This window comes from Pseudomonas sp. TMW22090, assembly GCF_022496665.1.
Lineage (GTDB): Bacteria > Pseudomonadota > Gammaproteobacteria > Pseudomonadales > Pseudomonadaceae > Aquipseudomonas > Aquipseudomonas gregormendelii.
On record NZ_SCFH01000004.1, the window covers coordinates 386,598 to 412,781 of the forward strand.

General features: G+C 59.5%; 22 protein-coding genes. 9 read left to right on the forward strand and 13 right to left on the reverse strand.

Annotation, left to right across the window (positions count from 1 at the left end):
• Positions 1–15: 15 nt before the first annotated feature.
• Together EQV97_RS14340 and EQV97_RS14345 are read right to left on the reverse strand one after the other, a co-directional pair.
• Positions 16–561, reverse strand: a complete 546-nt coding sequence (locus EQV97_RS14340; protein ID WP_122839332.1) for a cytochrome b/b6 domain-containing protein — start codon at positions 559–561, stop codon at positions 16–18.
• Positions 558–1,643, reverse strand: a complete 1,086-nt coding sequence (locus EQV97_RS14345) for a catalase family peroxidase (protein ID WP_240889123.1) — start codon at positions 1,641–1,643, stop codon at positions 558–560. The genes EQV97_RS14340 and EQV97_RS14345 overlap by 4 nt, the downstream gene beginning before the upstream one ends.
• A gap of 158 nt (positions 1,644–1,801) precedes the next feature.
• Between EQV97_RS14345 and EQV97_RS14350 the strand changes: the two genes are divergently transcribed.
• The 4 genes from EQV97_RS14350 (at position 1,802) to EQV97_RS14365 (ending at position 5,738) form a co-directional block, all read left to right on the forward strand.
• Positions 1,802–2,308, forward strand: a complete 507-nt coding sequence (locus EQV97_RS14350) for a sigma-70 family RNA polymerase sigma factor (protein ID WP_045060179.1) — start codon at positions 1,802–1,804, stop codon at positions 2,306–2,308.
• Positions 2,305–3,057, forward strand: a complete 753-nt coding sequence (locus EQV97_RS14355) for an anti-sigma factor (RefSeq protein ID WP_240889124.1) — start codon at positions 2,305–2,307, stop codon at positions 3,055–3,057. The genes EQV97_RS14350 and EQV97_RS14355 overlap by 4 nt, the downstream gene beginning before the upstream one ends.
• A 91-nt stretch (positions 3,058–3,148) precedes the next feature.
• Positions 3,149–4,270 carry a cell division protein ZapE gene (gene zapE / locus EQV97_RS14360; RefSeq protein ID WP_240889125.1) on the forward strand — a complete coding sequence of 374 codons (1,122 nt, stop codon included), beginning with the start codon at positions 3,149–3,151 and terminating at the stop codon, positions 4,268–4,270.
• A 154-nt stretch (positions 4,271–4,424) separates the two neighbouring features.
• Positions 4,425–5,738, forward strand: a complete 1,314-nt coding sequence (locus tag EQV97_RS14365; protein ID WP_240889126.1) for a leucine-rich repeat-containing protein kinase family protein — start codon at positions 4,425–4,427, stop codon at positions 5,736–5,738.
• A gap of 87 nt (positions 5,739–5,825) precedes the next feature.
• On the opposite strand, the gene EQV97_RS14370 is transcribed toward EQV97_RS14365, so the two are convergent.
• Together EQV97_RS14370 and EQV97_RS14375 are read right to left on the reverse strand one after the other, a co-directional pair.
• A complete protein-coding gene (locus EQV97_RS14370; RefSeq protein WP_045060175.1) occupies positions 5,826–6,533 on the reverse strand; it encodes a YebC/PmpR family DNA-binding transcriptional regulator in 708 nt (235 codons plus the stop codon).
• A gap of 206 nt (positions 6,534–6,739) precedes the next feature.
• Positions 6,740–7,600 carry a LysR substrate-binding domain-containing protein gene (locus tag EQV97_RS14375; RefSeq protein ID WP_240889127.1) on the reverse strand — a complete coding sequence of 287 codons (861 nt, stop codon included), beginning with the start codon at positions 7,598–7,600 and terminating at the stop codon, positions 6,740–6,742.
• Between the two features lie 109 nt (positions 7,601–7,709).
• Here EQV97_RS14375 and EQV97_RS14380 point away from each other — a divergent pair, with 109 nt between their 5' ends.
• The 3 genes from EQV97_RS14380 (at position 7,710) to EQV97_RS14390 (ending at position 10,504) form a co-directional block, all read left to right on the forward strand.
• Positions 7,710–8,819 carry a 2-aminoethylphosphonate--pyruvate transaminase gene (locus EQV97_RS14380; RefSeq protein ID WP_240889128.1) on the forward strand — a complete coding sequence of 370 codons (1,110 nt, stop codon included), beginning with the start codon at positions 7,710–7,712 and terminating at the stop codon, positions 8,817–8,819.
• A 123-nt stretch (positions 8,820–8,942) separates the two neighbouring features.
• Complete coding sequence (gene phnX, locus EQV97_RS14385; RefSeq protein ID WP_240889129.1) at positions 8,943–9,770, forward strand: phosphonoacetaldehyde hydrolase; 828 nt, start codon at positions 8,943–8,945, stop codon at positions 9,768–9,770.
• A gap of 185 nt (positions 9,771–9,955) precedes the next feature.
• The gene (locus EQV97_RS14390) at positions 9,956–10,504 is read left to right on the forward strand and encodes a cytochrome b (RefSeq protein WP_122839339.1); all 549 of its coding nucleotides are present in this window, start codon (positions 9,956–9,958) and stop codon (positions 10,502–10,504) included.
• A 14-nt stretch (positions 10,505–10,518) separates the two neighbouring features.
• On the opposite strand, the gene EQV97_RS14395 is transcribed toward EQV97_RS14390, so the two are convergent.
• Positions 10,519–11,451 (reverse strand): pyridoxal-phosphate dependent enzyme, encoded by a 933-nt coding sequence (locus EQV97_RS14395; RefSeq protein WP_122839340.1) that lies wholly within the window; start codon positions 11,449–11,451, stop codon positions 10,519–10,521.
• Positions 11,452–11,585: 134 nt separating this feature from the next.
• The gene (locus EQV97_RS14400; RefSeq protein WP_122839341.1) at positions 11,586–13,625 is read right to left on the reverse strand and encodes an NADPH-dependent 2,4-dienoyl-CoA reductase; all 2,040 of its coding nucleotides are present in this window, start codon (positions 13,623–13,625) and stop codon (positions 11,586–11,588) included.
• 208 nt (positions 13,626–13,833) lie between these two features.
• Between EQV97_RS14400 and EQV97_RS14405 the strand changes: the two genes are divergently transcribed.
• Both EQV97_RS14405 and EQV97_RS14410 read left to right on the forward strand, forming a co-directional pair.
• Entirely contained in the window at positions 13,834–14,964 is a 1,131-nt protein-coding gene (locus tag EQV97_RS14405) for a carbon-nitrogen hydrolase family protein (RefSeq protein WP_122839342.1), read from the forward strand.
• Between the two features lie 3 nt (positions 14,965–14,967).
• On the forward strand, positions 14,968–16,008 hold the full coding sequence (locus EQV97_RS14410) for an AraC family transcriptional regulator (protein WP_240889130.1): 1,041 nt from the start codon (positions 14,968–14,970) through the stop codon (positions 16,006–16,008).
• A 301-nt stretch (positions 16,009–16,309) separates the two neighbouring features.
• On the opposite strand, the gene EQV97_RS14415 is transcribed toward EQV97_RS14410, so the two are convergent.
• The 7 genes from EQV97_RS14415 to tig all read right to left on the reverse strand — a co-directional run bounded on the left by EQV97_RS14415 (position 16,310) and on the right by tig (position 25,924).
• On the reverse strand, positions 16,310–17,182 hold the full coding sequence (locus tag EQV97_RS14415; RefSeq protein WP_240889131.1) for a DUF2242 domain-containing protein: 873 nt from the start codon (positions 17,180–17,182) through the stop codon (positions 16,310–16,312).
• A gap of 220 nt (positions 17,183–17,402) precedes the next feature.
• Positions 17,403–19,274 (reverse strand): SurA N-terminal domain-containing protein, encoded by a 1,872-nt coding sequence (locus tag EQV97_RS14420; protein ID WP_240889132.1) that lies wholly within the window; start codon positions 19,272–19,274, stop codon positions 17,403–17,405.
• 234 nt (positions 19,275–19,508) lie between these two features.
• A complete protein-coding gene (locus EQV97_RS14425; protein ID WP_002552737.1) occupies positions 19,509–19,781 on the reverse strand; it encodes an HU family DNA-binding protein in 273 nt (90 codons plus the stop codon).
• Between the two features lie 149 nt (positions 19,782–19,930).
• A complete protein-coding gene (gene lon, locus EQV97_RS14430) occupies positions 19,931–22,327 on the reverse strand; it encodes an endopeptidase La (protein ID WP_240889133.1) in 2,397 nt (798 codons plus the stop codon).
• Positions 22,328–22,488: 161 nt separating this feature from the next.
• Positions 22,489–23,772 (reverse strand): ATP-dependent Clp protease ATP-binding subunit ClpX, encoded by a 1,284-nt coding sequence (gene clpX / locus EQV97_RS14435; RefSeq protein ID WP_007946893.1) that lies wholly within the window; start codon positions 23,770–23,772, stop codon positions 22,489–22,491.
• Between the two features lie 112 nt (positions 23,773–23,884).
• Positions 23,885–24,520: an ATP-dependent Clp endopeptidase proteolytic subunit ClpP gene (gene clpP, locus EQV97_RS14440; protein ID WP_122839346.1), complete on the reverse strand. Its 636-nt coding sequence runs from the start codon at positions 24,518–24,520 to the stop codon at positions 23,885–23,887.
• Between the two features lie 93 nt (positions 24,521–24,613).
• Positions 24,614–25,924: a trigger factor gene (gene tig / locus EQV97_RS14445; RefSeq protein ID WP_122839347.1), complete on the reverse strand. Its 1,311-nt coding sequence runs from the start codon at positions 25,922–25,924 to the stop codon at positions 24,614–24,616.
• Positions 25,925–26,184: the final 260 nt, after the last annotated feature.

Genomic DNA, 26,184 nt, shown 5'->3' on the forward strand with positions numbered 1-26,184 from the left:
CTGCGGCCATCGAAGTCAGGCGCGGTCCTTGCCACGCAGCATGCTGTCGAGCACCTCGTCACGGCGCACCCAGCCATGGAACAGCGCCGCCGCCAGGTGCAGCAACACGGTCAGGAACAGCAGGTAGGCCAGGTAACCGTGGGCCTTGCGCAGAAAGGCGAATACCTGCGCGTTGGCCGGCACAATCGAAGGCAGCTGCAACGAACTGCTGAGCATTACCGGATCGCCCGCCGCCGAAATCATTGCCCACCCCAGTAGAGGCAGTACCAGCATCAGTGCGTATAGCAGCAGGTGCGAGCCTTTGGCCGCGAGCACTTGCCATCCCGGCAAATCGGCAGGCAGTGGCGGCTGTCGAGTGGAAAAACGCACGACGATGCGCACGATCACCAACACCAGAATGGCGATGCCCAAGGGTTTGTGCAGGTGGATCAGCCACTCATGACGCTCGGACACCGAGGCAACCATGCCTGCCCCGATAAACAGCATGGCAATAACCATCAGTGCCATCAGCCAGTGCAGCAACCGCGCCAATGGCGCGAAGTGGTTCGGTTGAGTGCTCATTGGCGAGCCTCCTGTTTGGCGGCGGGCAACTGGCTGACTTCACTGGTACGACGCAAGTAGGAACTGGCATAACCGGCTGAACGAGCGGCGAGCAGTGGATCGCCCGAGCCCTCGATGCCGGCAGGTAGTACCAGCGGGTCATAGTTGATGTCCCGGCACTCGCCACTGAGTTGCGGCTGGACGTTTTCGAGCACCAGAGTCCCGGCATTTACCACCTTGCGCCCTTCGGGCCAGGCCTTGCTGGCATCGTCTACCGGATCACCGGGGTTGGCCAGGGTGATGTTCAGCTGCCAGCGCAACGGCCCGGCGCCCATTCGCTGGGCCAGGTCCTGCTCGAGAAAATCGGTGCCTTGCGGCGCCGTCGCACCGGGTGAGTCCTGGGCAACCGGCACCATGCTCCAGCGCACCGCCTGGCGCTGACCGGCGGCGTTGACCAGGTAAAACGCGTTCACGCTGTTGTAGGTTTCAGTCACGTAGCTGGCCGACGGCTTGGCGGTTTTGATCCACGCCAGAAACGGCGCAGCTTCCGGATGCGCGCCGAAGAATGCTGGTACCGCCGCAGGGTCGGGTTTCCCAGTGGCGGGTACGGGTGACTGGGCCTGCTGCAATTGATAGAAGGCTTCGGGGGTGCCTACCGGGAACACCGGCATGCTGTTCATCCCGGTGCGCCATTGTTGACCATTGGCCTGGGTAAAGCGCAGCGCCATGCTGCGGATCGGCACGCTGCTGTCCGGTGCGTAGGGATTGCCAGCCGGCAGCGCGAACCGCCCGACCACCGGTGTGCGTGCTTCATTGAATACCTCGGCGCTGGAGTAGCTGCGCGCCTCGCCGCTGCTCTCGAAATGCCCGATCACGCAAACACCTTTGGAGTGGTTGCGCCGGTACCCCGGGTGCACGCCGTTGTTGGTTTCCAGCACGTTGATCAGTTTTTTCGGCGTGAGCCGCTGTGGGTCAAATGTGCCGTTGACGTAGGCAAAGGCCCCGGCAACAGCGGCGACCACCAAAGCGATACCGCCAAGGCGCAACACCAGGCTGGTGGCGCTCAGCGGTGGCCGGATGGGCGGTGATGCGCGATCTACCATGAAAGACTCCAGGGCCTGTGGCCGCAAGTGAGAAGAATCAAGCAGACGAACCCCCGGACGGTTTATTCCATCACCGGGTGTTTATTTGTTCGCGCGTGGAATAACCTCGAACGCCGAGCGTCTTCCTGGTCCACAGCGTAGTGACTAGTCAGAACTTCATGAACGATATCGACGAACAACTGAGTGAAATCATTCCCAGGTTGAGGCGATTTGCGCTGTCCCTGACGCGTAATCCCAGCAGCGCCGATGATCTGGTGCAGACCTGCCTGGAGCGCGCACTCTCACGCTGGAGCGACAAACGCCCGGAGGGAGACTTGCGCGCCTGGTTGTTCTCGATTCTCTATCGACAGTTCCTCGACGCCCACCGGCGCTCCCGGCGTTATGCGCGAATGCTCGAATTTTTTACCGGCCGTGAAGAAGCCGAGCCGTCTGCAGAGCGCACGGTGATCGCGCAATCGACGCTCAAGGCCTTCGACCAGCTCACCACCGAGCAACGCGCACTGTTGCTGTGGGTATCAGTCGAAGGCTTGAGCTACAAAGCGGTGGCCGAGATTCTCGAAGTGCCGATTGGCACCGTGATGTCCCGCCTGTCTCGCGCCCGCCAGGCGTTGCGCCAGCTCAGCGAAGGTGAAATCACCCGCCCTGCCCTGCGGAGACTCAAATGATCAGCATGCCCCCTGACGAGCGTGATCTGCACGCCTACATCGACTGCCAGCTCAGCGCGGCGGACCGACTTCTGGTTGAAACTTATCTGACAAACAATCCGCCCGTGGCCGCCACCGTGCGCGCCTGGCAGCAGGATGCCCAACAGTTGCGAGCTGACCTGAGCGGCGCGCTGCAGCAACCGGCCAATCCGCAGCTGCAGCCGGCGTTCATTCGCCAAGGGCTCAAGCGCCAATCCCGCCGTCACCTGGCCAGCGCCGCCGTACTGCTGCTGGCCGTCGGTGTTGGCGGTTTCAGCGGCTGGCAGGCCCGGGAAATGACCCTGCTCAGCGCTGCGGCACCAATGGCCGATGCCATGCAGGCGTATCGCCTGATCGCACAGCAAGGCCTGTTGCCGGCGGACTTCAAAGTCGGCGAACAGGGCGACATGCAGGCCTGGCTGGACCGTTATTTCACCCAGGCCAACCGTCTTCCCGACCTCGCTCACGCCGGCTTCAAACCGGTCAGCGGGCGCCTGCTCAGCACCGAGCAAGGGCCGGCGGCGATGGTGGTCTACGAGAACCGGAACGGACAGAAGATCAGCTTCTACGTGCGCCCGCCAGGGCCGAAGAACTTCCTGCTACCCCGAGGCAGTCGCCGCGATGGTGAGCTGCAGGCCGAGTACTGGTCAGGCGCTGGGTATAACTATGCAATGGTCAGCCCCAGCGATACGCCGGCGGCGCAGTTGCTCAGGCAAACGAAAACGTTTTGACCCACAGCGCTGGAAGCAAAACTACCCATTTGGTTAAACTGTGCCGCCGCCGCGCGGGGCGCCGGCGAAAAAATCACGGGGTGACATTCCAGTGGCTGTTCGACCACCCAAGCGTTTGCGACTCACACCACGTTGGCCGGCCCTGCGTCGCCTGTTTGCCAAGGCATCGACTACCCCGGTGGCCAGCGCAAGGGTGATCCACGACTACTTTCGCCACAAGGCGCATGCCCAAGGCTATACCCTCAGCCACAGTCAGCAGCGCGTGATCGATTGCATGGCGCACTACGCCCCCTTGCTGGCAGGCTCAGCGCAGCAAAAACTTCCCGGGCTGTATCTGCACGGCGCCGTGGGGCGAGGCAAGAGCTGGTTGCTGGACGGGTTTTTCCAGGCCATCCCGATCGCCGAAAAAAAGCGGCTGCACTTCCATCAGTTTTTTGCCCAACTGCATCAGGAAATGTTCACTCATCGCGAGCAGAGCGATGCCATGGAGCTCAGCCTTGACCACCTGCTGGACGGTTGTAGGGTGTTGTGTTTTGACGAGTTTCACGTCCACGATATCGGCGACGCGATGCTCATCACCCGCTTGTTCCAGGCGCTGTTTCGCCGAAGCATCCTGCTGCTGGTCACCTCAAACTATCCGCCGGAAGGCTTGCTGCCAAACCCGCTGTACCACGCACGTTTCAAACCGGTCATCGACCTGATCAACTCGAAAATGCAGGTCATGGAAGTCGGCGGGCCCCACGACTACCGCAGTCAGGCGCGGCACCACGCCCAGCAAGTCTTCACCCATGGACATTACCTCTGGTCGGACACACTGCAGATCAGACGCCGGTTGAATTTCCCCGAGGCTGATGCTGCGCCCCTGCAACTGTCTGTCGGCACCCGTCAAGTGCAGGCCCGCTTCAGCGATCGGCGCACGATCGGATTCACTTTCGCCGACCTGTGTGAACACCCCACGGCCGTCATGGACTACCTGGAACTGTGCCGACAGTTCGACCACTGGATCATCGTCGACCTGCCTCTGCTCGCCGACACCACCATCGCCGCGCAGCAGCGGTTCATCAACCTGGTCGACGTGCTTTACGATCAGGACAAACACCTGACGTTGGTCAGCCAGCATTCGCTGAGTGCGAGCCTGGGTGGTGATGCAATCGACCTGGCGCGAACCCGCAGTCGGCTGGGGCAGTTGATGGAAATCAATGAGTTGAATTGATCATTCTTCGCCTTGAATGCCAATCGCGAGCAGGCTCGCTCCCACAGGTGCTCGGAAATCATTGTGGGAGCGAGCCTGCTCGCGATTGGTACAGTCACCACATGTCTCGCTATCATGCGGGCGCCCCTCTCCAAATGAATAGCGAATCGATTTCATGGACACCCTTGACCAACTGCGCGCCGGCCAACTGGCGGGCAGCACCCGCCTTGATCTCGCCTGCGGCCTGAGTGACTTCCCCCGGGAAATATTCGACCTGGCGGACTCCCTTGAAATGCTCAACCTCAGTGGCAACGCGCTCAGCCAACTACCAGACGACCTGCATCGACTGACCCGCCTGCGGGTGTTGTTCTGCTCGGACAACCTGTTCACCGAACTGCCCGCATGCCTGGGCCAGTGCAGTTCATTGACCATGGTCGGTTTCAAGGCCAACCGCATTACGCAGGTCCCGGGCAGCGCACTCCCGCCATTGCTGCGCTGGCTGATCCTGACTGACAACTGCATCAGCGAACTGCCCAGCGAACTGGGCGCGCGCCCGCACCTGCAAAAACTCATGCTCGCCGGTAATCAGCTCAAGCGCTTGCCTGACAGCCTGCAACACTGTCATCGACTGGAACTGATCCGGGTCGCCGCCAACCAGCTAACCGAACTCCCCGAATGGCTGCTCACCCTGCCAAGCCTGACCTGGCTGGCGTACGCCGGTAATCCGCTGGAAACCGAGGCCGATGCTGCGCTGCTTGAATCGACTGCCGTCATCCCCTGGCCGGCATTGCGCCTTGAGCAGCAACTGGGCGAAGGTGCTTCCGGGGTGATCCATCGAGCGACCTGGACCCGACCAGGCGCTGGGGAGCTGCCAGTGGCGGTCAAACTCTACAAAGGTGAAATGACCAGCGATGGTTCGCCCTTGCATGAAATGAACGCGTGCATCACTGCAGGCGAGCACCCCAACCTCATCAGGGTCGAGGGACGAATCGTCGACCATCCACAGGCTCAGGCCGGACTGGTCATGGAGCTGATAGAGCCGAGCTTCCGCAACCTGGCGGGTCTGCCGAGCCTGGATTCCTGCAGCCGCGACGTCTACGCCGATCACACCCGCTTCAGCGCCAGTGTGGCCTTGCGCATCGCTGGCGCCATCGCTTCGGTGGCCGAACATCTGCACCGCCAGGGCATCACCCACGGCGACCTCTACGGCCACAATATTCTTTTTAACGAGCGCGGTGATTGCCTGCTGGGAGACTTTGGCGCGGCGTCTTTCCACGCGAAGTCAGACAGTGTCCAAAGCCGTGCCTTGCAGCGACTTGAAGTACGTGCCTTTGGGGTACTGCTGGGGGAATTGCTGGAGCGGATCGATTCGGACATGACCGCGCAGGGCCGTGAACGACTGGAGCAATTGCAACAGCGTTGCTGTCAGGCGCAGGTGCTGGAGCGGCCCGGGTTTGGCGAGGTGGTACGGGCGCTGCAGGATCTGTGACCGGCACAGAGCCTGCAGAACCAAACTTGCTCCCACAACCCGGGGGAGCAAGCCTGCCCGCGATAGCGGTATTACGAAAGAAACCGATTAACCCGCCAAGCCGACAAACATGTCCTGCACATCATCATGGTTGTCCAGGCCTTCAAGGAACGCCTCGACTTCAGCCATCTGTTCGTCGCTCAAACCACTCACCGGGTTCTTCGGCTGGTAGCCCAGCTTCGCCGACAGCACGGTAAAACCTTGCTCAGGCAAGGCTTTCTGGACCGCATCGAGGTCCGCAGGCTCGGTCAGGAACAGGGTCGTGCCCTCTTCTTCACCCGGCTCGAAATCCTGTGCACCGGCTTCGATTGCGGCCATTTCCGGATCAGCATCCGGGCTGTCCGGGGACGCCTCGATCATGCCGACATGGTTGAAATCCCAGGAGACCGAACCCGAAGCGCCCAACTGGCCCTTGCGAAACGCAACACGAATCTCGGCAACGGTACGGTTGATGTTGTCGGTCACGCACTCAACGATCAGCGGCACCTGATGGGGGGCAAAGCCTTCGTACGTCACACGATGGTACTGCACGGTTTCGCCGAGCTGGCCCGAACCTTTCTTGATCGCACGCTCCAGGGTTTCGCGAGGCATGGACGCCTTCTTCGCCTGCTCCACCACCAGGCGCAAATGCGCGTTGGTCGCGACATCGGCACCATTGCGCGCGGCAATGGTGATTTCCTTCACCAGTTTGCCGAAGATCTTGCCCTTGGCATTGGATGCCGCTTCTTTGTGTTTAACCTTCCACTGTGCGCCCATTAATCACTCTCTTGTCTGTGGCGCCGAAACATCTATTGGCCGACGCTTTGCGCAAGTTTATACGGCCTAAAGTCGGCAATCGACCAAAAATTCCACCGGTTTGATCACCATGAGGGTCAGGCTTTTCCAATGATGATTGGCTCCGACAAGGAAATGCGCTAACCGGCAGTGGGAGCAAGGCTGGCCCGTGATAGCCGCGCTGCGGTCTAGCGGCCCGACGCCAATTCAAAGAATGCCTGGATCAAGCGCAAATCCCGCCGCCGCTCCATGCATCCCATCATGTGCCGATTCACCAACCCCTCGCCCATGATCGGCAGCGCAGTCACCCGCGGGTCATGGCTGACTTCCACCGACGACACCACACCAACGCCCAGCTCAGCCGCCACGGCTTCGGTCACTGCCTCGCGGCTGTCCAGCTCCAGTAATACCCGCGGACTGACACTGGACTGGAGACAGGCATCATCAAAGGTTCGACGGGTGATCGAACCCGGCTCGCGCAACACCATGATCACCTCGTCCAGCTCCTTGAGCGACACCTTCAAACGTTGCGCCCAGGGATGATTGTGCGGCACCAACGCGCACAGCCGTGATTCGCTCAACGCTTGCAAATGCAGGCCTTTACGTGGCTCGACCTCAGTGAGTACGGCAATGTCCGCATGCTCGGACAACAACGCAGCCAAGGTCTCCTGGGCGTTACCCAGGCGCAGGTTCACCGTGATGCCGGGGTAACGGGCGCGCAAACTGGCAAGCATCGGCATGACCAGGTGCGGCCCGTCCGCCGCCACCTCCAGGCGCCCGGTGAGCAACTGCCGGTTAGCCTCCAGCATCACCTGCGCTTCCTCGGCCAGGCCAAACATCGCCCGGGTGATCGCCGCCAGTTTGGTGCCTTCCTCCGTCAGTTCTACCCGTCGCGCAGTACGGCGCAACAAGGTGATCTGGTAATGCTCTTCCAAAGCCTTGATGTGCCCGGTGACTGCCGGCTGGCTGATGAACAGCCGTGCGGCGGCCCTTGTGAAGCTGCCTTCGCGCGCCACCGCATCGAAGGCGCGCAGCTGGAACAGATTCATGAATAACCCTCACTGATGGCTGGCATAACAACAAACAATTTGATTGATAGCACGGCAAATTGCAATTTAAGTCCCGTAGCTTCATGCCATCGATTGCGAGGACACGAGAATGAGTACTGCCGAACCCATCCTGCTCACCCCCGGCCCGTTGACCACTTCGGCGCGCACCCGTCAGGCGATGATGGTCGACTGGGGTTCATGGGATGACCGCTTCAACCACCTGACCGCCAGCGTCTGCGAGCAATTGCTGGTAATCATTAACGGCGGCGACAGCCACCACTGCGTGCCACTGCAAGGCAGCGGCACCTTTGCGGTAGAAGCGGCCATCGGCACTTTGGTGCCCCGTGACGGCAAGGTGCTGGTGCTGATCAACGGCGCCTATGGCAAACGGCTGGCTAAAATCTGCGAGGTCCTCGGTCGCTCTTTCAGCACTTTCGAGACCGCCGAAGACGAGCCCACCACGGCGGCCGATGTCGACCGTCTGTTACGGGCGGACGCCAGCATTACCCACGTCGCGTTGATTCACTGCGAAACCAGCACCGGCATCCTCAACCCGCTGCCGGAAATCGCCCAGGTCATCGCGCAACAGGGAAAACGCCTGATCATCGACGCCATGAGTTCCTTCGCAGCCTTGCCGATCGACGCACAGCAGGTCCCGTTCGATGCGCTGATCGCCGCCTCGGGCAAATGCCTCGAAGGCGCACCGGGCATGGGTTTTGTTTTCGCCCGCAAGGAAGCCCTGGCCAATGCCGCCGGCAACTCCCATTCGCTGGCCATGGACCTGTTCGACCAGCACACCTACATGGCCAAGACCGGCCAATGGCGCTTCACCCCGCCGACCCACGTGGTCGCGGCGCTGCATGAAGCCCTGCTGCAATACAACGAAGAAGGCGGCTTGCCGGCCCGGCACCAGCGCTACGCCAACAACTGCCAGGTATTGCTCGACGAAATGGCCAAACTGGGCGTGCGCAGCTTTTTGCCCGCTGCGATCCAGGCGCCGATCATCGTCACTTTCCATGCGCCCAAGGACCCGCGCTATCAGTTCAAGGAGTTCTACGAACGGGTCAAGGCCAAGGGTTTCATTCTCTACCCCGGCAAACTGACCCAGGTCGAAACCTTCCGCGTCGGCTGCATCGGCCACGTCAACGAGGCTGAGATGCACGCGGCTGTGGCGGCGGTGGCTGAAGTGCTGCGGGAGATGGAAGTGCTCGAAATCTAGTGCCCCTGCTCGCGATGACGCCCGCTCAGTCAACACACCTGAATGAAGACCGCTTTCGCGAGCAGGCTCACCCCTACATAAGTCAACCCTTTGAACATTGTGCCCACACAGGAATTCGTCACCATGAACTACAACAACCCAACCAAACTCCAGGCCGCCATCCTCGACTGGGCCGGTACCGTCGTCGACTTCGGCTCTTTCGCGCCGACCCAGATCTTTGTCGAAGCCTTCGCCGAGTTCGACGTCCAGGTGTCCATCGAAGAAGCTCGCGGGCCGATGGGCATGGGCAAGTGGGATCACATCCGCACCCTGTGCGATCAGCCACAAGTCGCCGAGCGTTATCGCGCGGTGTTCGGACGCACCCCCACCGACGACGACGTCACCGCCATCTACAAACGCTTCATGCCCCTGCAGATCGAGAAAATCGCCGAGCATTCGGCGCTGATCCCGGGCGCACTGGATACCATCGCCAACCTGCGCCAACAAGGCATCAAGATCGGTTCCTGCTCCGGTTACCCGAAGCAGGTCATGGACAAAGTGGTCGAGTTGGCGGCCACCAACGGTTACGTCGCCGACCACGTGGTCGCCACCGATGAAGTTCCAAACGGTCGCCCATGGCCGGCCCAGGCGCTGGCCAACGTGATAGCCCTGGGCATCGACGACGTCGCCGCGTGCGTGAAGATCGACGACACCGTGCCGGGCATTCTCGAAGGACGTCGCGCGGGAATGTGGACGGTTGCCCTGATCTGTTCGGGTAACGCACTGGGCCTGGACTACAAAGGCTATCGCGCCCTTGGCAGCGAACAGCTCGACAGCGAGCGCCAGCGCATTCACGCCATGTTCGAAGGCTCGCGCCCGCACTACATGATCGACACGATTTCGGACCTGCCCAAAGTCATCGCCGACATCAACCAACGCCTGGCCAACGGCGAAATGCCACAGACCCGTTGATCACGCAGTCGTGATCCTGCAAGGCGCCAGCCCCCGTCGGGCCTGGCGCCTTTTTGTTGACTGTTGGTTGACCCAGGGCATTGAAAGAAGGGTCGCGACAGGCGCACGGGACGAAACGGGCTTACAGTTAAGGCACACCGTCGAAAGAGCGGTGAACCTGCAAACCGCCCGTGAGGAATACCTGTATGCCGTGGAAGAGTTCTGAATCACGTTACAGCACCGTATCCATCACCTTGCATTGGTTGATGCTGGTCCTGCTGGCGCTGGTGTATGCCTGTATCGAGTTTCGTGGAGCGTTCCCCAAAGGCAGTGGCGGGCGGACGTTGATCACCGAATCGCATTTCATGCTTGGCCTGACGGTCTTCGTCCTGGTCTGGCTGCGCCTGTTGGCGCGCAGTGTCGGCCCCGCCCCCAGAATATTCCCGGCCTCACCGCGCTGGCAGAACGCACTCGCCAAGGCGATGCACTGGGCGTTGTATCTGTTCATGATTGCCATGCCGATGCTGGGTTGGCTGACCACCAGCGCCAAGGGGCATCAAGTGATGTTCTACGGCTTCGACCTGCCGCTACTGATCCCGGAAGACAAGGCGCTGGCGAAACAGATCGAGGGCTGGCATGAGCTGGGTGGCACGATTGGCTACTGGCTGATCGGGCTGCATGCACTGGCGGGGCTTTATCACCATTACGTGGTGCGTGATAACACCTTGTTGCGGATGATGCCTAAACGGGGCTGAGGCGAACCCGGGGCTCAGGGACTTGGCGCCGCCAGAAATCCTCGCCGGCCTTGCAAGCCGCCCGTATGGATGAAAATCAGGCGCGACCCTGGCTTGAGTTTGCCGGCGTCGATGTGCTGTTTTAGCGCGAGCAGTGCCTTGCCGGTGTAGAGCGGCTCCAGTGCAATACCGCTGGCCTGCTCGGTCTGCTCGATGAATTCAAGTAACGGCGCATCGACCTTTGCGAACCCGCCGCGACTGGCGTCGAGCAATTGATAAGCGCTGTGGGGCGAACCGGCCTGCTGCATGATTGCTTCGACCTGCTGCGCCACGCCATGGTCATGCGGCACCGCCAGCGCGCCGTGGACCGGATGCGCACCCGCCTCCGCGAGCACCAGGCCGGCCAGGGTGGTACCGGTGCCACAGGCCAGCCACCAGCCGTCGTAACCACTCCAGCCGAGGCCATGCAATTGCCGGGCGACCATCGACTTGAGTTGCATGCAGCCTCTGGCCCCGAGCAAACCGCCGCCCCCTTCCGGCACTGCCAGCAAGTCTGGATACAGGGCGCGCCAGGGCTCCCAAAACCCTGCCTCATGCCGCGCACGATATCCGCCATAACCCAGCCAGTGCAATTGCATGCCGTACGCTTGCAGGTCCAGAACTGTCGGCGTGTCCTGGGGATGACCGCGCAACAGCCCTACAGTGCCGAAGCCGAAGCGCTTGCCTGCCGCCGCTAATGCGTGGAGATGATTGGAGTGCGCGCCGCCGAGGCTGATGATGCCCCTGGCACCGACGAGGTCTGCGGCCTTGAGATGCTCAATGAGCTTGAACCATTTGTTGCCGCTGATCAGTGGGTCGATCTGGTCGAGGCGCAGGACGGCGACTTCGATACTGGATCGTGTGAGCCAATCGAGCTGAAGGCGTTCGAGGGGGGCGTGGGGGAGCCAACTGGAAGGAGGAAAAAGCATTCGCGTCTGATTGTACCTGGAAAGACCCCCTATTCTAGTCGTTCGAAGGACGCCATCGCGAGCAGGCTCGCTCCCACACTGAATCTGTGGAAGCGAGCCTGCTCGCGATGGCCACTGGCAAGCTGGACCTGCTGTTACAACTGCGCAGCCAGTCGCGATCCCTGGTTGATGGCGCGCTTGGCGTCCAGTTCGGCCGCCACATCCGCGCCGCCGATCAGGTGAACGTTCTGTCCCGCCGCGACCAGGCCATCGTGCAACTCGCGCAACGGGTCCTGCCCGGCGCAGATCACGATATTGTCCACCGCCAGCACCTGCGGCTCGCCGGTTTCGCCAACGCGGATATGCAAACCCTCATCATCGATCTTCAGGTACTCGACACTGTTGAGCATCTGCACCTGTTTGTTTTTCAAGCCGGTGCGGTGGATCCAGCCGGTGGTCTTGCCCAGACCGTCACCGACCTTGGATTTCTTGCGTTGCAGCAAGAACACTTCACGGGCCGGAGCATGGGGCTCTGCCTTGATTCCGGCTACGCCGCCGCGGGCCTGCAGAGCAGTATCGATGCCCCATTCTTTCCAGAACGCGGTCCGATCCAGGCTGGTCGATACGCCTTGATGTACCAGGAATTCCGAGACGTCGAAGCCGATACCCCCCGCACCGATCACCGCCACGCGCTTGCCCACCGGTTTACGCTCGAGGATCACGTCCAGGTAACTCAACACCTTGGCATTTTCCACCCCCGGAATCGCTGGCGTTCTCGGCGCGATACCGGTGGCGAGAATGATCTCGTCGAAACCGCCCTCGACCAGTTGCGCGACGTCTACACGGGTGTTCAGGCACAGTTCCACGTGGGTGGTCTGCAGCTTGCGCCCGAAATAGCGCAAGGTTTCAAAGAACTCTTCCTTGCCCGGCACGCGCTTGGCGATATTGAACTGGCCGCCGATCTCACTCGCCGAATCGAACAGCGTCACCTGATGGCCGCGCTCTGCGGCCACGGTGGCCGCCGACAAACCGGCAGGACCGGCGCCGACGACAGCAATTTTCTTGATCTGCTGCACCGGCAGGTAGTTGAGCTCGGTTTCATGACAGGCCCGCGGATTCACCAGGCAGCTGGTGAGTTTGCCGCCAAAGGTGTGGTCCAGGCACGCCTGGTTACAGCCGATGCAGGTATTGATTTCATCGGCGCGGCCAGCGGCGGCCTTATTGACGAAGTCGGCGTCGGCGAGGAATGGTCGCGCCATCGACACCATGTCGGCGTCGCCTTCGGCCAGAATCTGTTCGGCGATTTCCGGTGTATTGATGCGGTTGGTGGTGATCAGGGGAATGCTCACCGAGCCCCGCAGCTTGGCCGTGACTTTGCTGAACGCGGCTCGCGGTACCTTGGTGGCGATGGTCGGGATGCGCGCTTCGTGCCAGCCGATACCGGTGTTGATGATAGTCGCGCCAGCCTGTTCGATGGCCTTGGCCAGGGTGACGATTTCTTCCCATGAGCTGCCGCCTTCCACCAGGTCGAGCATCGACAGGCGGAAGATGATGATGAAGTTCGGGCCTACCGCTTCGCGCACTCGCCGGACGATTTCCACCGGCAGGCGCATGCGGTTTTCGTAGCTGCCACCCCAGCGGTCGGTGCGATGGTTGGTGTGAGCCGCGAGGAACTGGTTAATGAAGTAACCTTCGGACCCCATGATTTCCACGCCGTCGTACTCGGCTTTCTGTGCCAGGGTCGAGCAGGTGACAAAATCGCTGATCTGCTTCTCGATGCCTTCCTCGTCCAGCTCTTTAGGCTTGAACGGGTTGATCGGCGCCTGGATCGCACTCGGCGCCACCTGCTTGGGGCTATAGGCATAGCGGCCAGCGTGCAGGATCTGCATGCAGATCTTGCCACCGGCCTCGTGCACGGCGCGGGTGACGATCTGGTGTTTGAGTGCCTCTTCCTCGGTGGTCAGCTTGGCCGCGCCGGAGTAAACCCCGCCCTCGTCGTTCGGGCCGATGCCCCCGGTGACCATCAGGCCGACACCGCCACGAGCGCGTTCGGCAAAATACGCCGCCATGCGCTCGAATCCACCCGGCTTCTCTTCAAGGCCGGTGTGCATCGAGCCCATCAGGGTACGGTTGCGCAGCGTGGTAAAACCCAGGTCCAGCGGGGCCAACAGGTGCGGGTAATAAGCGGCGGCCATCGGTAACTCCACAACGAGCGATCACGGAAAAAGTGCAGGAGCTCTACGGCCCCGTCATTCATGCTGAACAGACTAAGAGCCGCGCCGCCATCGCTCAATGACCGAAACTGACAACTTATTGATCCAAATGCGCAGCGCCCCTTGGCAAGCGCCGGCATGGGCCCTACCCTAGTCGCGAACCCTGCACACGGCCGTTGACTGTTTTCCCATGCGCAAACTTCTGTACCTGACCTTATCCATGGCATTGATTGCCGCCCTGACGACCTACGCGATGTGGGCCGCAGACCGTCCCGTGGGACATTACCTCTCCGACCTGCGCATCGATCTCGCGGTCGACCAGGGTATTCCGGGCACTCATGGCAACCTGCTGGGTATCCAACCCGAGTTGTTCCCCACCGATTATCAAAGCCCGGCGCGCCTGCATCGCAAACTGGCGGCTTACCTGCAAAAAGCCGAACAACAGGGCCTGCTCAACGAAAAAACCATCGTCGTACTGCCGGAACACGTCGGGACCTGGCTGATGGTGAGCGGCGAAAAAGACGAGTTGTACCAGGCCACCACGCTGAAGGAAGCCATGAACTGGCTGGCCGCGAGCAACCCCTTGAAGTTCGCCCGGGCCTGGATCGGCGCCGAAGGCGACAATCGCCTGGACGACGCGCATTTGCGGATGAAGGCCAAGGGCATGGCCAAGGACTACCAGGCCCTGTTCGGTGGCCTGGCAAAAGAATTCAACGTGACCCTGGTCGCAGGGTCCATCGTGCTACCCGAACCGAGCATCATCGACGGAAGGCTGAAAATCGGCCGTGGTGCGCTGTTCAACAGCAGCGTGGTGTTTGGTCGTGACGGATTGCCAATCGGCCAGCCACAACGGCAGATCCATCCGGTGTTCGATCAAACTGACGTGATCGCGGCCAACGGCGAGCACGCCATGAATGTCGTCGACACGCCGGCCGGACGCCTGGGCGTATTGATCGGCAGTGACAGCTGGTATCCGGACAACTACCGCAAACTCAACGAACAGGGTGCGCGACTGGTAGCAGTACCGGCCTATGTCATGGGACGCGGCGCCTGGGATCAACCATGGCGCGGCTACAAAGGGCTGGCCACTCCGAGCTCGGTCAGCCTCAAGGCCGGTGAGCTCAGTGAAGGCCAGGCCTGGCAACGGCTGACCCTGACTGCGCAACCACCGAGCAGCCAGGCCATCGGCGGCATAAGTGTGTTCCTGCGTGGCCAGTTCTGGGACAAGGGCAGCGCCGGGCATAGTTTTCTCAGCAGCAACGGCCAGCATTTTGCCGACGGCGATGCCCGTGGCGCACGTCTGCTGAACCTCTGGTTGTAGGCCATGAAACCGCTGCCGATGCGCCTCGGGGACCTGTCGGTGGGCTTCGTCCACAGCCTGGCCGATGCGGTGCGCAGCCACGATCTGGACCCGCAACCCTTGCTCGAGCAATATGGGCTCGACGCCGCGCGCTTGAGCGAAGCCGGTGCGCGGTTATCGATCCCTCGCTACATGCGCCTGGGCCACAGCGCAATCCAACTGACCGGCAATCCCGCATTGGGTCTGCGCATGGGCCAGCTCAGTCGCCTGAGTCAGGCCGGCCTGGCGGGCATCACCGCCGCCCAGGCGCCGACAGTACGCGAAGGGGCCCGCTGCCTGATTCGCTTTGAAGCCTTGTACGGGTCCAATTACCGCGGCCAATCGAGCTTTCACGAAGACGCCCAGGGTGCCTGGTTGCGGTTCTATTCCATCAGCCCGTACAACAGCTACAACCGCTTTGTGGTGGATTCGATCATCTCGGGCTGGTTGCATCAACTGTCCAGCCTGTGCCCTGCCCCGTTGCGCGCCGAACGCATCGAAGTCGAGTTCCAGACCCCGGACTACACGCAAGCTTACGAAGGCCTGGGCGACTGCCCGATTCAGTTTGGCAGCGAGCACAACCAACTGCGCTTGAGCGTTGCCAGCCTCGGCCAGCGTAACCCGGAGCACTGCCCCAGCACTTGGCGCCACCTGTTGCAGCTGTGTGAGCGGGAACTGGAACAATTGACCCGCACGCGCAGCCTGCGTGAACGCATCACTCAGCTGCTGGGGCCGTTATTGAATGGCGGCCGGGAACCCGACCTGGAAGAAGTGGCGGCACGCCTGAAGCTGCCCACCTGGACCTTGCGTCGCAAGCTTGCTGAAGAAGGCACGCAGTTTCGTGCAATCCTCAACGATACCCGTCGCGACCTGGCCATGACCTACATCCGTGACACCGAACTGGCATTCGGAGAAATCGCCTATTTGCTGGGCTTCGCTTCAGCCGAAGCCTTTCAAAGGGCGTTCAAGCGCTGGAGCGGCCAGACCCCCGGCGAATTTCGCCGAAGCCATCGCCAATCAGCTTGACGCCTAGAGCTCGGTAGCGTCTTCGGCAGGTTCCAGCGGATCGAGTTCGAATGCCTGGTACTCGAGCAGTTCTTCTTGATAATCGTCCATTGTTACATCCCTCACTGCTCGTTAAAAAATCTGCCTGAATAAATGACCAGCGCCTTGAGCATAAAGTGCCCGCATGAAAGAAAAATGACGCAGGTGCGCCGCTCGGCGGCTACTGATTAAAACGTAGCAGGCGTCAGGGAATTTATCGCGGGGTATTTTCTAGACAGGCCGTAGAGCTACGGCCTGGGTGACATGGATCAATGACCGAATATTACTGACCTGAAGCGGGCATGGCCGGGATCGGTTCGCTGGGCGGCGGCAGGCTCGATTCTGGCGGTGGCATGACTGTTTCAGTCGATGGCGCAGGCTCGCTGACTTCGGTTGGCGTAATTGGTGCCGCTTCAGCCGGTGGCGTAACCGGCTCGGAAGCCGCAGGAGCCGTTTCGATCGGCGCCGGGGCAGGTTCCGTTACCGGTGCGGCTGGCGCTGGGTCGGCTGCTGGCGCTGGTGCTGGTGCTGGTGTTGCAGCGGGTACCAGCGCAGCCGGTGCGGCCTTGGTTTCAGGCATGCCCAGATCGGTTTTCGGCTTTTCCGGAATGTGTGCAGCTTTTTTTGCTTCCGGGGGCAGGAACAGCTCGACCAGGGCAAAAAAGCGTTCGTAGAACTTGGCGGACGATACCGTTTCGCTGGCCACCTTCACCATCGAATCATCCGACGAACCGATCGGCATCGATACCGAGCCCAACACACCGACACCCAGGCTTGCGGAATTGTTGGTCTTTTTCAACGCATAGCGGTCTTGCAAGGCGTTGGCGAACATAGTCGCGTGGTGCCCTTCGCTGCCGTCATCGGCGCACACCACACTGAAACTGATTTCCATGTGGGTTTCGCCAGTCTGCTGAAAGCTCTTGTGGCCACTCACCAGTTTTGGATCGCTGCTGGTGATGATATAGCCCTGGCTCAACAGAGCCCGACGAGCGGCTTCACAGGTTTGTGCGTCGGTCACCGGGTAATTGCGTGAAAACGTACCGGAGTCATCGAAGTTCTCATGCTCGTAGATGGCGGCTTTTTTCGACGAACAGCCGGCAGCAGCGCCCAGCACCAATGCCAGCCCGACAACACGCATGGGAAATGATTTAAACATTGAACATCCTGGAGAAAACGATTCGGGGCGTATTGTGCAACAGATCGATGCTTAGCGTCGCATCGATTGCGTCTTGTAACAATTACAGGTGGTTGACCATCATTTCACCCTCCCATTCCATCTGGCGTATCAGCAATGTCACTTAACCGAATGCGAGCTCAAAAAAAAAACCCCAGCCGGCTGGCTGGGGTTTTCGTCTAGCGTGTAGCGTGCCAAGGCATCAGAAACGCTTGATGTCTGCAGCACTTTCCAGCTGTTTACGGTACGCGGCGAAGTCCTGCTGGCCAATGCGCGAGGCAAGGAAGCGACGGTATTGAGCCTTCTCTTCGTCGGTCGGTGCAGCGGCTTCGTTGACCGAATTCAGTCGCACGATTACCAGGCTGCCATCTGCCAGGGTCACGCTGCTGTAGGTCGGTTGGTCTTTGGCAGCCGGCTTCGGCATGCGGAACAACGCCTGCAGCACAGCCGGGTCAACCCCTTCCTGAGCGCGGGTGGCGGCTTCGATGACTTTCCAGCCTTGACCGTCAATCGCCTTGTCCGCTGGGGCCTTGCCCTCGCGCAGGCTGGCGATCAACTCGTCGGCCTTGGTCTTGGCGGCAGCACTGGCGTGCTCCTTGGCCAACTGCGAACGAATGCTGGCATTCACGCTTTCCAGCGGCAGTTGAGCTGGCTTGAGGTGTTCCTTTGCGCGCAACACGATCACAGTTTCAGGGTCCAGCTCGATGGCGGTGCTGTTGGCACCTTCATCCAGTACTTCCGGGCTGAACGCTGCAGTGACCACGGCACGATTGGCCGTAACACCTTCGCCACCCTCGCGGCCGAACGGCTTGGAGGTGTGCACGGTCAGGTTCAAGTCCTGGGCCGGCTGGGCCAGGTCGGAGGCTTCGAACGAGGAGTCTTCGAGCTGCTTGGTAGCCTCGACGAAACGCTGTTCAACCTGCTGGGCTTTCAGTTCGCGGGTCAGCTTGTCTTTCAGGCTGGCCAGCGTCGGCACTTCAGGTGCTTCCACGCCCAGCAGCTTGATCAGGTGGAAACCGTAGTCGGTGCGAACCGGTGCGGAAACCTGATCCTTGGCCAGGGTGTACAAGGCCGTTTCGAAGGCCGGGTCATACACACCCGGACCTGCGTAGCCGAGGTCGCCACCGTTGTTCGCCGAACCCGGATCCTGGGAGAACTCCTTGGCCAGAGCCTCAAACTTCTCGCCCTTGGCCAGGCGCGCCTGAATGTCTTCGATCTTCGCCTTGGCTTGCGCTTCGGTGACCTTGTCATTCACTTCGATCAGGATGTGCGCCGCCCGACGTTGCTCGGACAGGTTCGCGATCTCTTTCTGATAAGCCGCCTGCAGGTCCTCGTCCTTGACGCTGACCTGATCGAAGAAGGAAGACTTCTTCATTTCGATGTAATCGATGACCACCTGGTCCGGCGTCATTAACTCCTTGGCGTGCTCGTCGTAGTAAGCCTTGACCTCATCGTCAGTCAGCTTCACAGCCGCCGGATCGGCCTTGACATTCAAGGTGGCGAAATCACGGGTCTGTTTTTCCAGGCGAGCAAACGCCAGCACTTGGGCGTCGGTGACAAAACCGCTGCCTGCCAGGCCTGCACGCAACTGGCCGATCAGCATTTCCTGAGCCAGCATCTGACGGAATTGCATCCGGCTGTAGCCCAGTTGACGAATAACCTGATCAAAGCGCTCGGCGCTGAACTTACCGTCCACCTGGAACTCAGGCGTCTGCAGGATCACTTGATCCAGAGCAGCCTCGGAAAATGCGAACTTGGAGTCCTGCGCACCTTGCAGCAGCAGCTTGCGGTCGATCAGGCCCTTGAGGGCAGATTCGCGCAGCATTTTCTCGTCGAGCAGCGAGGCATCGAAATCCTTGCCCAGCTGTTGCATCAGCTGACGGCGTTGCATATCAACCGCCTGGCTGAGCTCGCTCTGACTGATTTCTTCACCATTGACCTTGGCCGCGTCCTGGCTGTTGCTAGTCGCCTGGAATATGGCTTCGACACCGGTGAAAGCCATCAGTACAACGATGATCCCGATAATGGTTTTGGCAATCCAGCCTTGTGAATTGTCCCTGATATTTTGCAGCATGCGTCCCCCAGAAACGGTTGAACTTCAAAATTAGGCAACCGTGGAGCGTGGGTAGAATCCGGATAGAAGAAAGGCGCATCCGAGGATGCGCCTTCTCGTAACTGGCGGAGCGGACCGAGGGGATCGAACGTGCGACCCTCGGCGTCTCGGACCGGCGACTCGCCGACTGGACTACCGCTCCGCTGCCAGGTCAGGTATGACCCCGACCCGGATAGGCAAAAACCTGAATCGAACTTAGTTGACAGCTTCTTTCAGCGCTTTACCGGCTTTGAAACCTGGTTTCTTGGCGGCTGCGATTTCCAGCGTCTTACCGGTCTGTGGGTTACGACCAATGCGAGCAGGACGATCAGTCACGGAGAAAGTACCGAAGCCAACCAGAACAACAGAGTCGCCAGCCTTGAGAGCGCCAGTGACGGATTCGATTACAGCGTCCAGCGCACGGCCAGCAGCAGCTTTCGGGATATCAGCGGATGCAGCGATAGCATCAATCAGTTCCGACTTGTTCACTCTAAGTCCCCTTATATCTATTTGAGTATGATTCTAAGTTTTTTGGTGAAAGCAAAAACGAGTGCTGAATGGCCTACAGACACTATAAGAGCCGCTTTATAACAAGGGCTCTAAAAAGCTGTCAAGGAAGCCCCCCAGGCAAATGCGTATTAATGCGTGCTAATTCTTTCCTTAGAGTCAGACTCGCGTTTTTCATCCTTTGCGACTATCTCGGGAGCCACATCAGGCAAGGGCTCCGGCGCGTATTGCAGCGCAATTTGCAGGACCTCGTCAATCCATTTAACCGGTTTGATCTGCAGATCCTGCTTAATATTGTCAGGAATTTCCTTCAGATCGCGTACGTTCTCTTCAGGAATGATCACGGTCTTGATTCCACCGCGGTGTGCCGCGAGCAGTTTTTCCTTCAGACCACCAATCGCCAGCACTTGGCCACGCAAGGTAATTTCACCGGTCATGGCGACATCCGCGCGCACCGGGATACCGGTCAGGGCCGATACCAGGGCCGTGCACATGCCTACACCAGCGCTAGGGCCGTCCTTCGGGGTCGCCCCTTCCGGCATGTGGATGTGCGTATCGCGCTTCTCGTGGAAGTCCAGGGGAATCCCCAGGCTCTTGGCCCGGCTGCGCACCACCGTCAAAGCGGCGGTGATCGACTCGACCATCACATCACCCAGGGAACCGGTCTTGATCAACTGGCCCTTGCCTGGCACGACTGCGGCCTCGATCGTCAGCAGTTCGCCGCCCACCTGGGTCCACGCCAGCCCGGTTACCTGACCGATCTGGTCCTGGGACTCAGCCAGGCCGTAGCGGAATTTACGCACGCCCAGGAAGTGCTCCAGCATGTCGGCAGTGACCTTCACCGAGAAGCGTTTTTCCAGTGCGTGCTCTTTGACCGCCTTGCGGCAAACTTTGGCTATCTGGCGCTCCAGCCCCCGTACACCGGCTTCGCGGGTGTAGTAGCGGATGATGTCGCGGATGGCTTCGGCGTCGAATTCCAGCTCGCCCTTCTTCAAGCCGTTGGCAGTGATCTGCTTGGGCGAGAGGTACTTGACGGCGATGTTGATCTTCTCGTCTTCGGTGTAGCCCGGCAGACGAATGACTTCCATCCGGTCGAGCAGCGCCGGCGGGATGTTCATGGAGTTGGAGGTGCACAGGAACATCACATCGGACAAATCGTAGTCGACTTCCAGATAGTGATCGTTGAAGTTGTGGTTCTGCTCTGGGTCGAGCACTTCCAGCAACGCCGACGCCGGATCGCCGCGCATGTCGCTGCCCATCTTGTCGATTTCATCGAGCAGAAACAGCGGGTTACGCACACCCACCTTTGTCATCTTTTGAATCAATCTTCCTGGCATCGAACCGATGTAAGTACGGCGATGACCACGGATTTCAGCTTCATCACGCACGCCACCGAGGGCCATGCGCACGAATTTACGGTTGGTGGCGTGGGCAATCGACTCCGCCAGGGACGTTTTACCGACCCCTGGAGGACCGACCAGGCACAACACCGGGCCGCGAATCTTCTTCACGCGTTTTTGCACGGCGAGGTATTCGAGGATCCGCTCTTTGACTTCTTCCAGACCATAGTGGTCGGCATCGAGGATGTCTTCGGCGCGGGCCAGATCCAGGCGAACCTTGCTCTGGGCCTTCCACGGCACCTGCACCAGCCAGTCGATGTAGGAACGCACCACGGTCGCTTCCGCCGACATCGGCGACATCTGCTTGAGCTTGTTCAATTCGCCCTGGGCCTTGGCCAGGGCATCCTTCGGCAAGCCAGCGACATCGATGCGCTTTTTCAGCTCTTCGATTTCGTTGTGGCCTTCGTCGCTGTCGCCGAGCTCCTTCTGAATGGCCTTCATCTGCTCATTCAGGTAGTACTCGCGCTGGCTGCGCTCCATTTGTTTCTTGACCCGACCGCGAATGCGTTTTTCGACCTGCAGCAGGTCGATCTCGGCATCCAGCAGCGCGAGCACGTGCTCGACCCGGGCCGACAGATCAATGATTTCGAGGATTTCCTGCTTCTGCTCGATCTTCAGGGCCATGTGCGCGGCCATGGTGTCGACCAGGCGGCCTGGCTCGTCGATGCTGTTGAGCGACGACAGGACTTCAGCCGGGACCTTCTTGCCCAACTGCACATATTGTTCGAACTGGGCCAGCAGGCTGCGGACGAAAACTTCCGACTCGCGCTCCGGTGCGTCGACTTCGTCGATCAGGGAGACTTCTGCACGGCAATGGCCGTCCACTTCGCTGAAGCGCTCCACGGCGCCCCGCTGCTCACCTTCGACCAGAACCTTGACCGTGCCGTCAGGCAGCTTGAGCAGCTGCAGGACAGTCGCAATGGTACCTACACGGTAAAGGGCATCTTCACCGGGATCGTCGTCAGCAGGGTTTCTCTGGGCCAGCAGAAGGATCTGCTTGTCACCCGTCATCGCGGCCTCGAGGGCTTCGATAGATTTCTCGCGCCCCACGAACAGCGGGATAACCATGTGCGGATAAACCACAACATCACGCAATGGCAGGAGAGGCAATTCGATGGTTGTCTTCATGATTTCGCCTCTACGGCGGCCATAAGGCCGTAAACAGATGGAAGTAAGCTTGAAACCAAGATGGGGGCTGCCTTGAAAAAAAACAAGCGCAATGACTGTGTTAAAACCTGCAAAAAGCAAAGGGGCCCGAAGGCCCCTTCTTTATTCCAGCTGCGTGACGCTTAAGCGTCTGGCGCGGCCTTGGCAGCCGGCTCACTGTTTTCGTAGATATACAGTGGCTTGGACTTGCCTTCTATCACGCTTTCATCGATCACCACCTTGCTCACCTCGGATTGCGAGGGGATTTCGTACATGGTGTCGAGCAGTACACCTTCGAGAATCGAGCGCAGTCCACGGGCACCGGTCTTGCGTTCCAGGGCACGTTTGGCAACCGATTTCAGCGCGTCAGCCCGGAACTCCAGGTCAACACCTTCCATCTCGAACAGCTTGGCATACTGTTTGGTCAGAGCATTTTTCGGCTCGGTGAGAATCTGCATCAGCGCAGCCTCATCAAGCTCGTCCAGCGTGGCAAGTACCGGCAGACGACCGACAAATTCAGGGATCAGACCGAACTTGACCAAATCGTCAGGCTCGACTTCACGAAGGGATTCACCGACCTTCTTGCCTTCTTCCTTGCTGCGCACTTCGGCGTTGAAACCGATGCCACCCTTGGTGGAACGGTTCTGGATGACTTTCTCCAGACCGGAGAACGCACCGCCGCAGATGAACAGGATGTTACGGGTGTCGACCTGAAGGAATTCCTGTTGCGGATGCTTGCGACCACCTTGAGGCGGAACGGAAGCGACCGTGCCTTCGATCAACTTGAGCAGCGCCTGCTGCACGCCTTCACCGGAAACGTCCCGAGTGATCGACGGGTTGTCGGACTTGCGCGAGATCTTGTCGATCTCATCGATGTAGACAATGCCCATCTGGGCCTTTTCCACGTCGTAATCGCACTTCTGCAACAACTTCTGAATGATGTTCTCGACATCTTCCCCTACGTAACCCGCCTCGGTGAGGGTGGTAGCGTCGGCGATGGTGAACGGAACGTTCAGCAAGCGGGCAAGTGTTTCGGCAAGCAGGGTTTTACCCGAGCCTGTCGGGCCGATCAGCAAGATGTTGCTCTTGCCGAGTTCGACGTCGTCATTCTTTTTGTCGCGCTGGTTCAGACGTTTGTAGTGGTTGTACACCGCTACGGCCAGAACCTTCTTCGCACGCTCTTGACCAATCACATACTGATCAAGGATGCCGCTGATTTCTTTAGGCGATGGCAATTTATGCGCGCTGCTTTCGGCCTGGGCTTCCTGCACCTCCTCACGGATGATGTCGTTGCACAGGTCGACGCACTCGTCGCAAATAAAGACCGAGGGACCGGCAATCAATTTGCGCACTTCATGCTGGCTTTTGCCACAGAAGGAGCAATAAAGCAGTTTGCCGTTGTCCTCGCCGTTGCGGGTGTCAGTCATTCGATCGATCCAAATCCGATAGGCTTGCAACACAAGATGAAGGCTATTGCAGGCTTTTTCAAGTCCGCAGGTGATCAGACAAGCCGACCAGCCCTATTTTGAGCTGCTTATTTTAAGCTGGGCGCTGGGCGATCACTTCATCGATCAGCCCGTACGCACGCGCGGCTTCCGCACTCATGAAATTATCGCGGTTGGTATCGCGCTCGATTTCTTCAAGTGTGTGCCCGCTGTGCTTGGCCATCAGCGTATTGAGACGCTCGCGAATGAACAGGATTTCCTTGGCATGGATTTCGATGTCCGAAGCCTGGCCCTGGAAACCGCCCAGTGGCTGGTGAATCATCACGCGCGAGTTCGGCAGGCAGAAACGCTTGCCCGGGGCACCGGCCGTCAGCAGGAATGCGCCCATGCTGCAGGCTTGTCCGATGCAGGTGGTCGACACGTTCGGCTTGATGAATTGCATGGTGTCGTAGATCGACATGCCTGCAGTCACCGAACCGCCCGGGGAGTTGATGTAGAGATGGATGTCCTTGTCCGGGTTTTCCGCTTCAAGGAATAGCAGCTGCGCACAGATCAGGTTGGCCATGTAGTCCTCTACCGGGCCAACCAGGAAAATCACGCGCTCCTTGAGAAGACGCGAGTAGATGTCATAGGCGCGCTCGCCACGAGCGGATTGCTCGACAACCATCGGGACCAGGCCGCCTGCGGCCTGGATATCAGAGTTCTGCTGAATATAAGAATTACGGAACATGCTCTGCAGTCGCTCCCAAATAGTTATGTCTTGAATACGCATAAGCCAGCGCGAAGGCTGGCTTATGGTGTGTACTTCTTAGCGCAAAAACGATCAGGCGGCTGGTGCAGCTTCTACCGGCTTGACTGCTTCTTCGTAAGAGACCGATTTGTCGGTCACGTTAGCCTTCTGCAGAACAGTATCCACAACTTGTTCTTCCAGCACAACCGAACGAACTTCGTTCAGTTGCTGGTCATTCTTGTAGTACCAGGACACGACCTGCTCAGGTTCCTGGTAGGCCGAAGCCATTTCCTGAATCATTTCGCGAACGCGGGCTTCGTCAGGCTTGAGGTCGAACTGCTTGACCACTTCAGCCACGATCAGACCCAGTACAACGCGGCGCTTGGCTTGTTCTTCGAACAGCTCGGCAGGCAGTTGATCAGGCTTGATGTTGCCGCCGAATTGCTGAACAGCCTGCACACGCAGACGGTCAACTTCGTTGGACAGCAAGGCTTTTGGCACTTCGATCGGGTTGGTGGCCAGCAGACCGTCCATTACCTGATTCTTGACCTTGGACTTGATGGCCTGGCGCAGCTCGCGCTCCATGTTCTTGCGAACTTCGGCGCGGAAGCCTTCCAGACCGGTTTCCTTGATGCCGAATTGAGCGAAGAATTCTTCGTTCAGTTCTGGCAGTTTCGGCTCGGACACAGTGTTCACGGTAACGGTGAACTCAGCGGTCTTGCCGGCCAGATCGAGGTTCTGATAATCCTCAGGGAAGGTCAGGTTCAGAACGCGCTCTTCACCGGCTTTAGCGCCAACCAGGCCGTCTTCGAAACCAGGGATCATGCGACCCGAACCCAGCACCAGCTGAGTACCTTTGGCGGAACCGCCAGCGAACACTTCGCCGTCGACCTTGCCAACGAAATCGATGTTCAACTGGTCATCGTTCTGAGCAGCGCGATCAGTTTCTTCAAAGCGGGTGTTCTGCTTGCGCAGCACGTCCAGCATCTTGTCCAGATCAGCATCAGCTACGTCAGCGCTCAGGCGCTCGACAGCGATACCTTCGAAACCGGCAACGGTGAACTCAGGGAACACTTCGAAGATGGCTACATATTCCAGATCTTTGCCAGCTTCCAGAGATTTTGGCTCGATCGAAGGTGCGCCAGCCGGGTTCAGCTTTTGCTCAACGACGGCTTCGTAGAACGAAGACTGGATCACGTCGCCAACAGCTTCCTGACGGGCATCAGCACCAAAACGGCGCTTGATTTCGCTCATTGGCACTTTGCCTGGACGGAATCCAGCAATCTTGGCCTTTTGGGCAGTCTGCTGCAGACGCTTGTTGACCTGAGTCTCGATGCGCTCAGCCGGCACGGTGATGCTCATGCGGCGCTCAAGAGCAGAAGTATTTTCAACAGAAACTTGCATGGATATTCCTCGTTGCACAGACGTTGGCCGGCCGTTTCCGACCCCAGAATCAAGGGCATGCATTCTAGTAGGTCAAACTCAAGAAGTCACCCTACTGAAAACGGGTAAAAACGTGGCAGGCAATTTATAGGGGCGGATACACCAATGCAGCCCGCCCCAATGGCAAATACGGTCAATCACGCCAGGGCTCTGCACCAACCCTCCTATATATAGAAGCGGTTGCCGGGCAGACCCCGGACAACCGACCTTGCGAGCAAGGC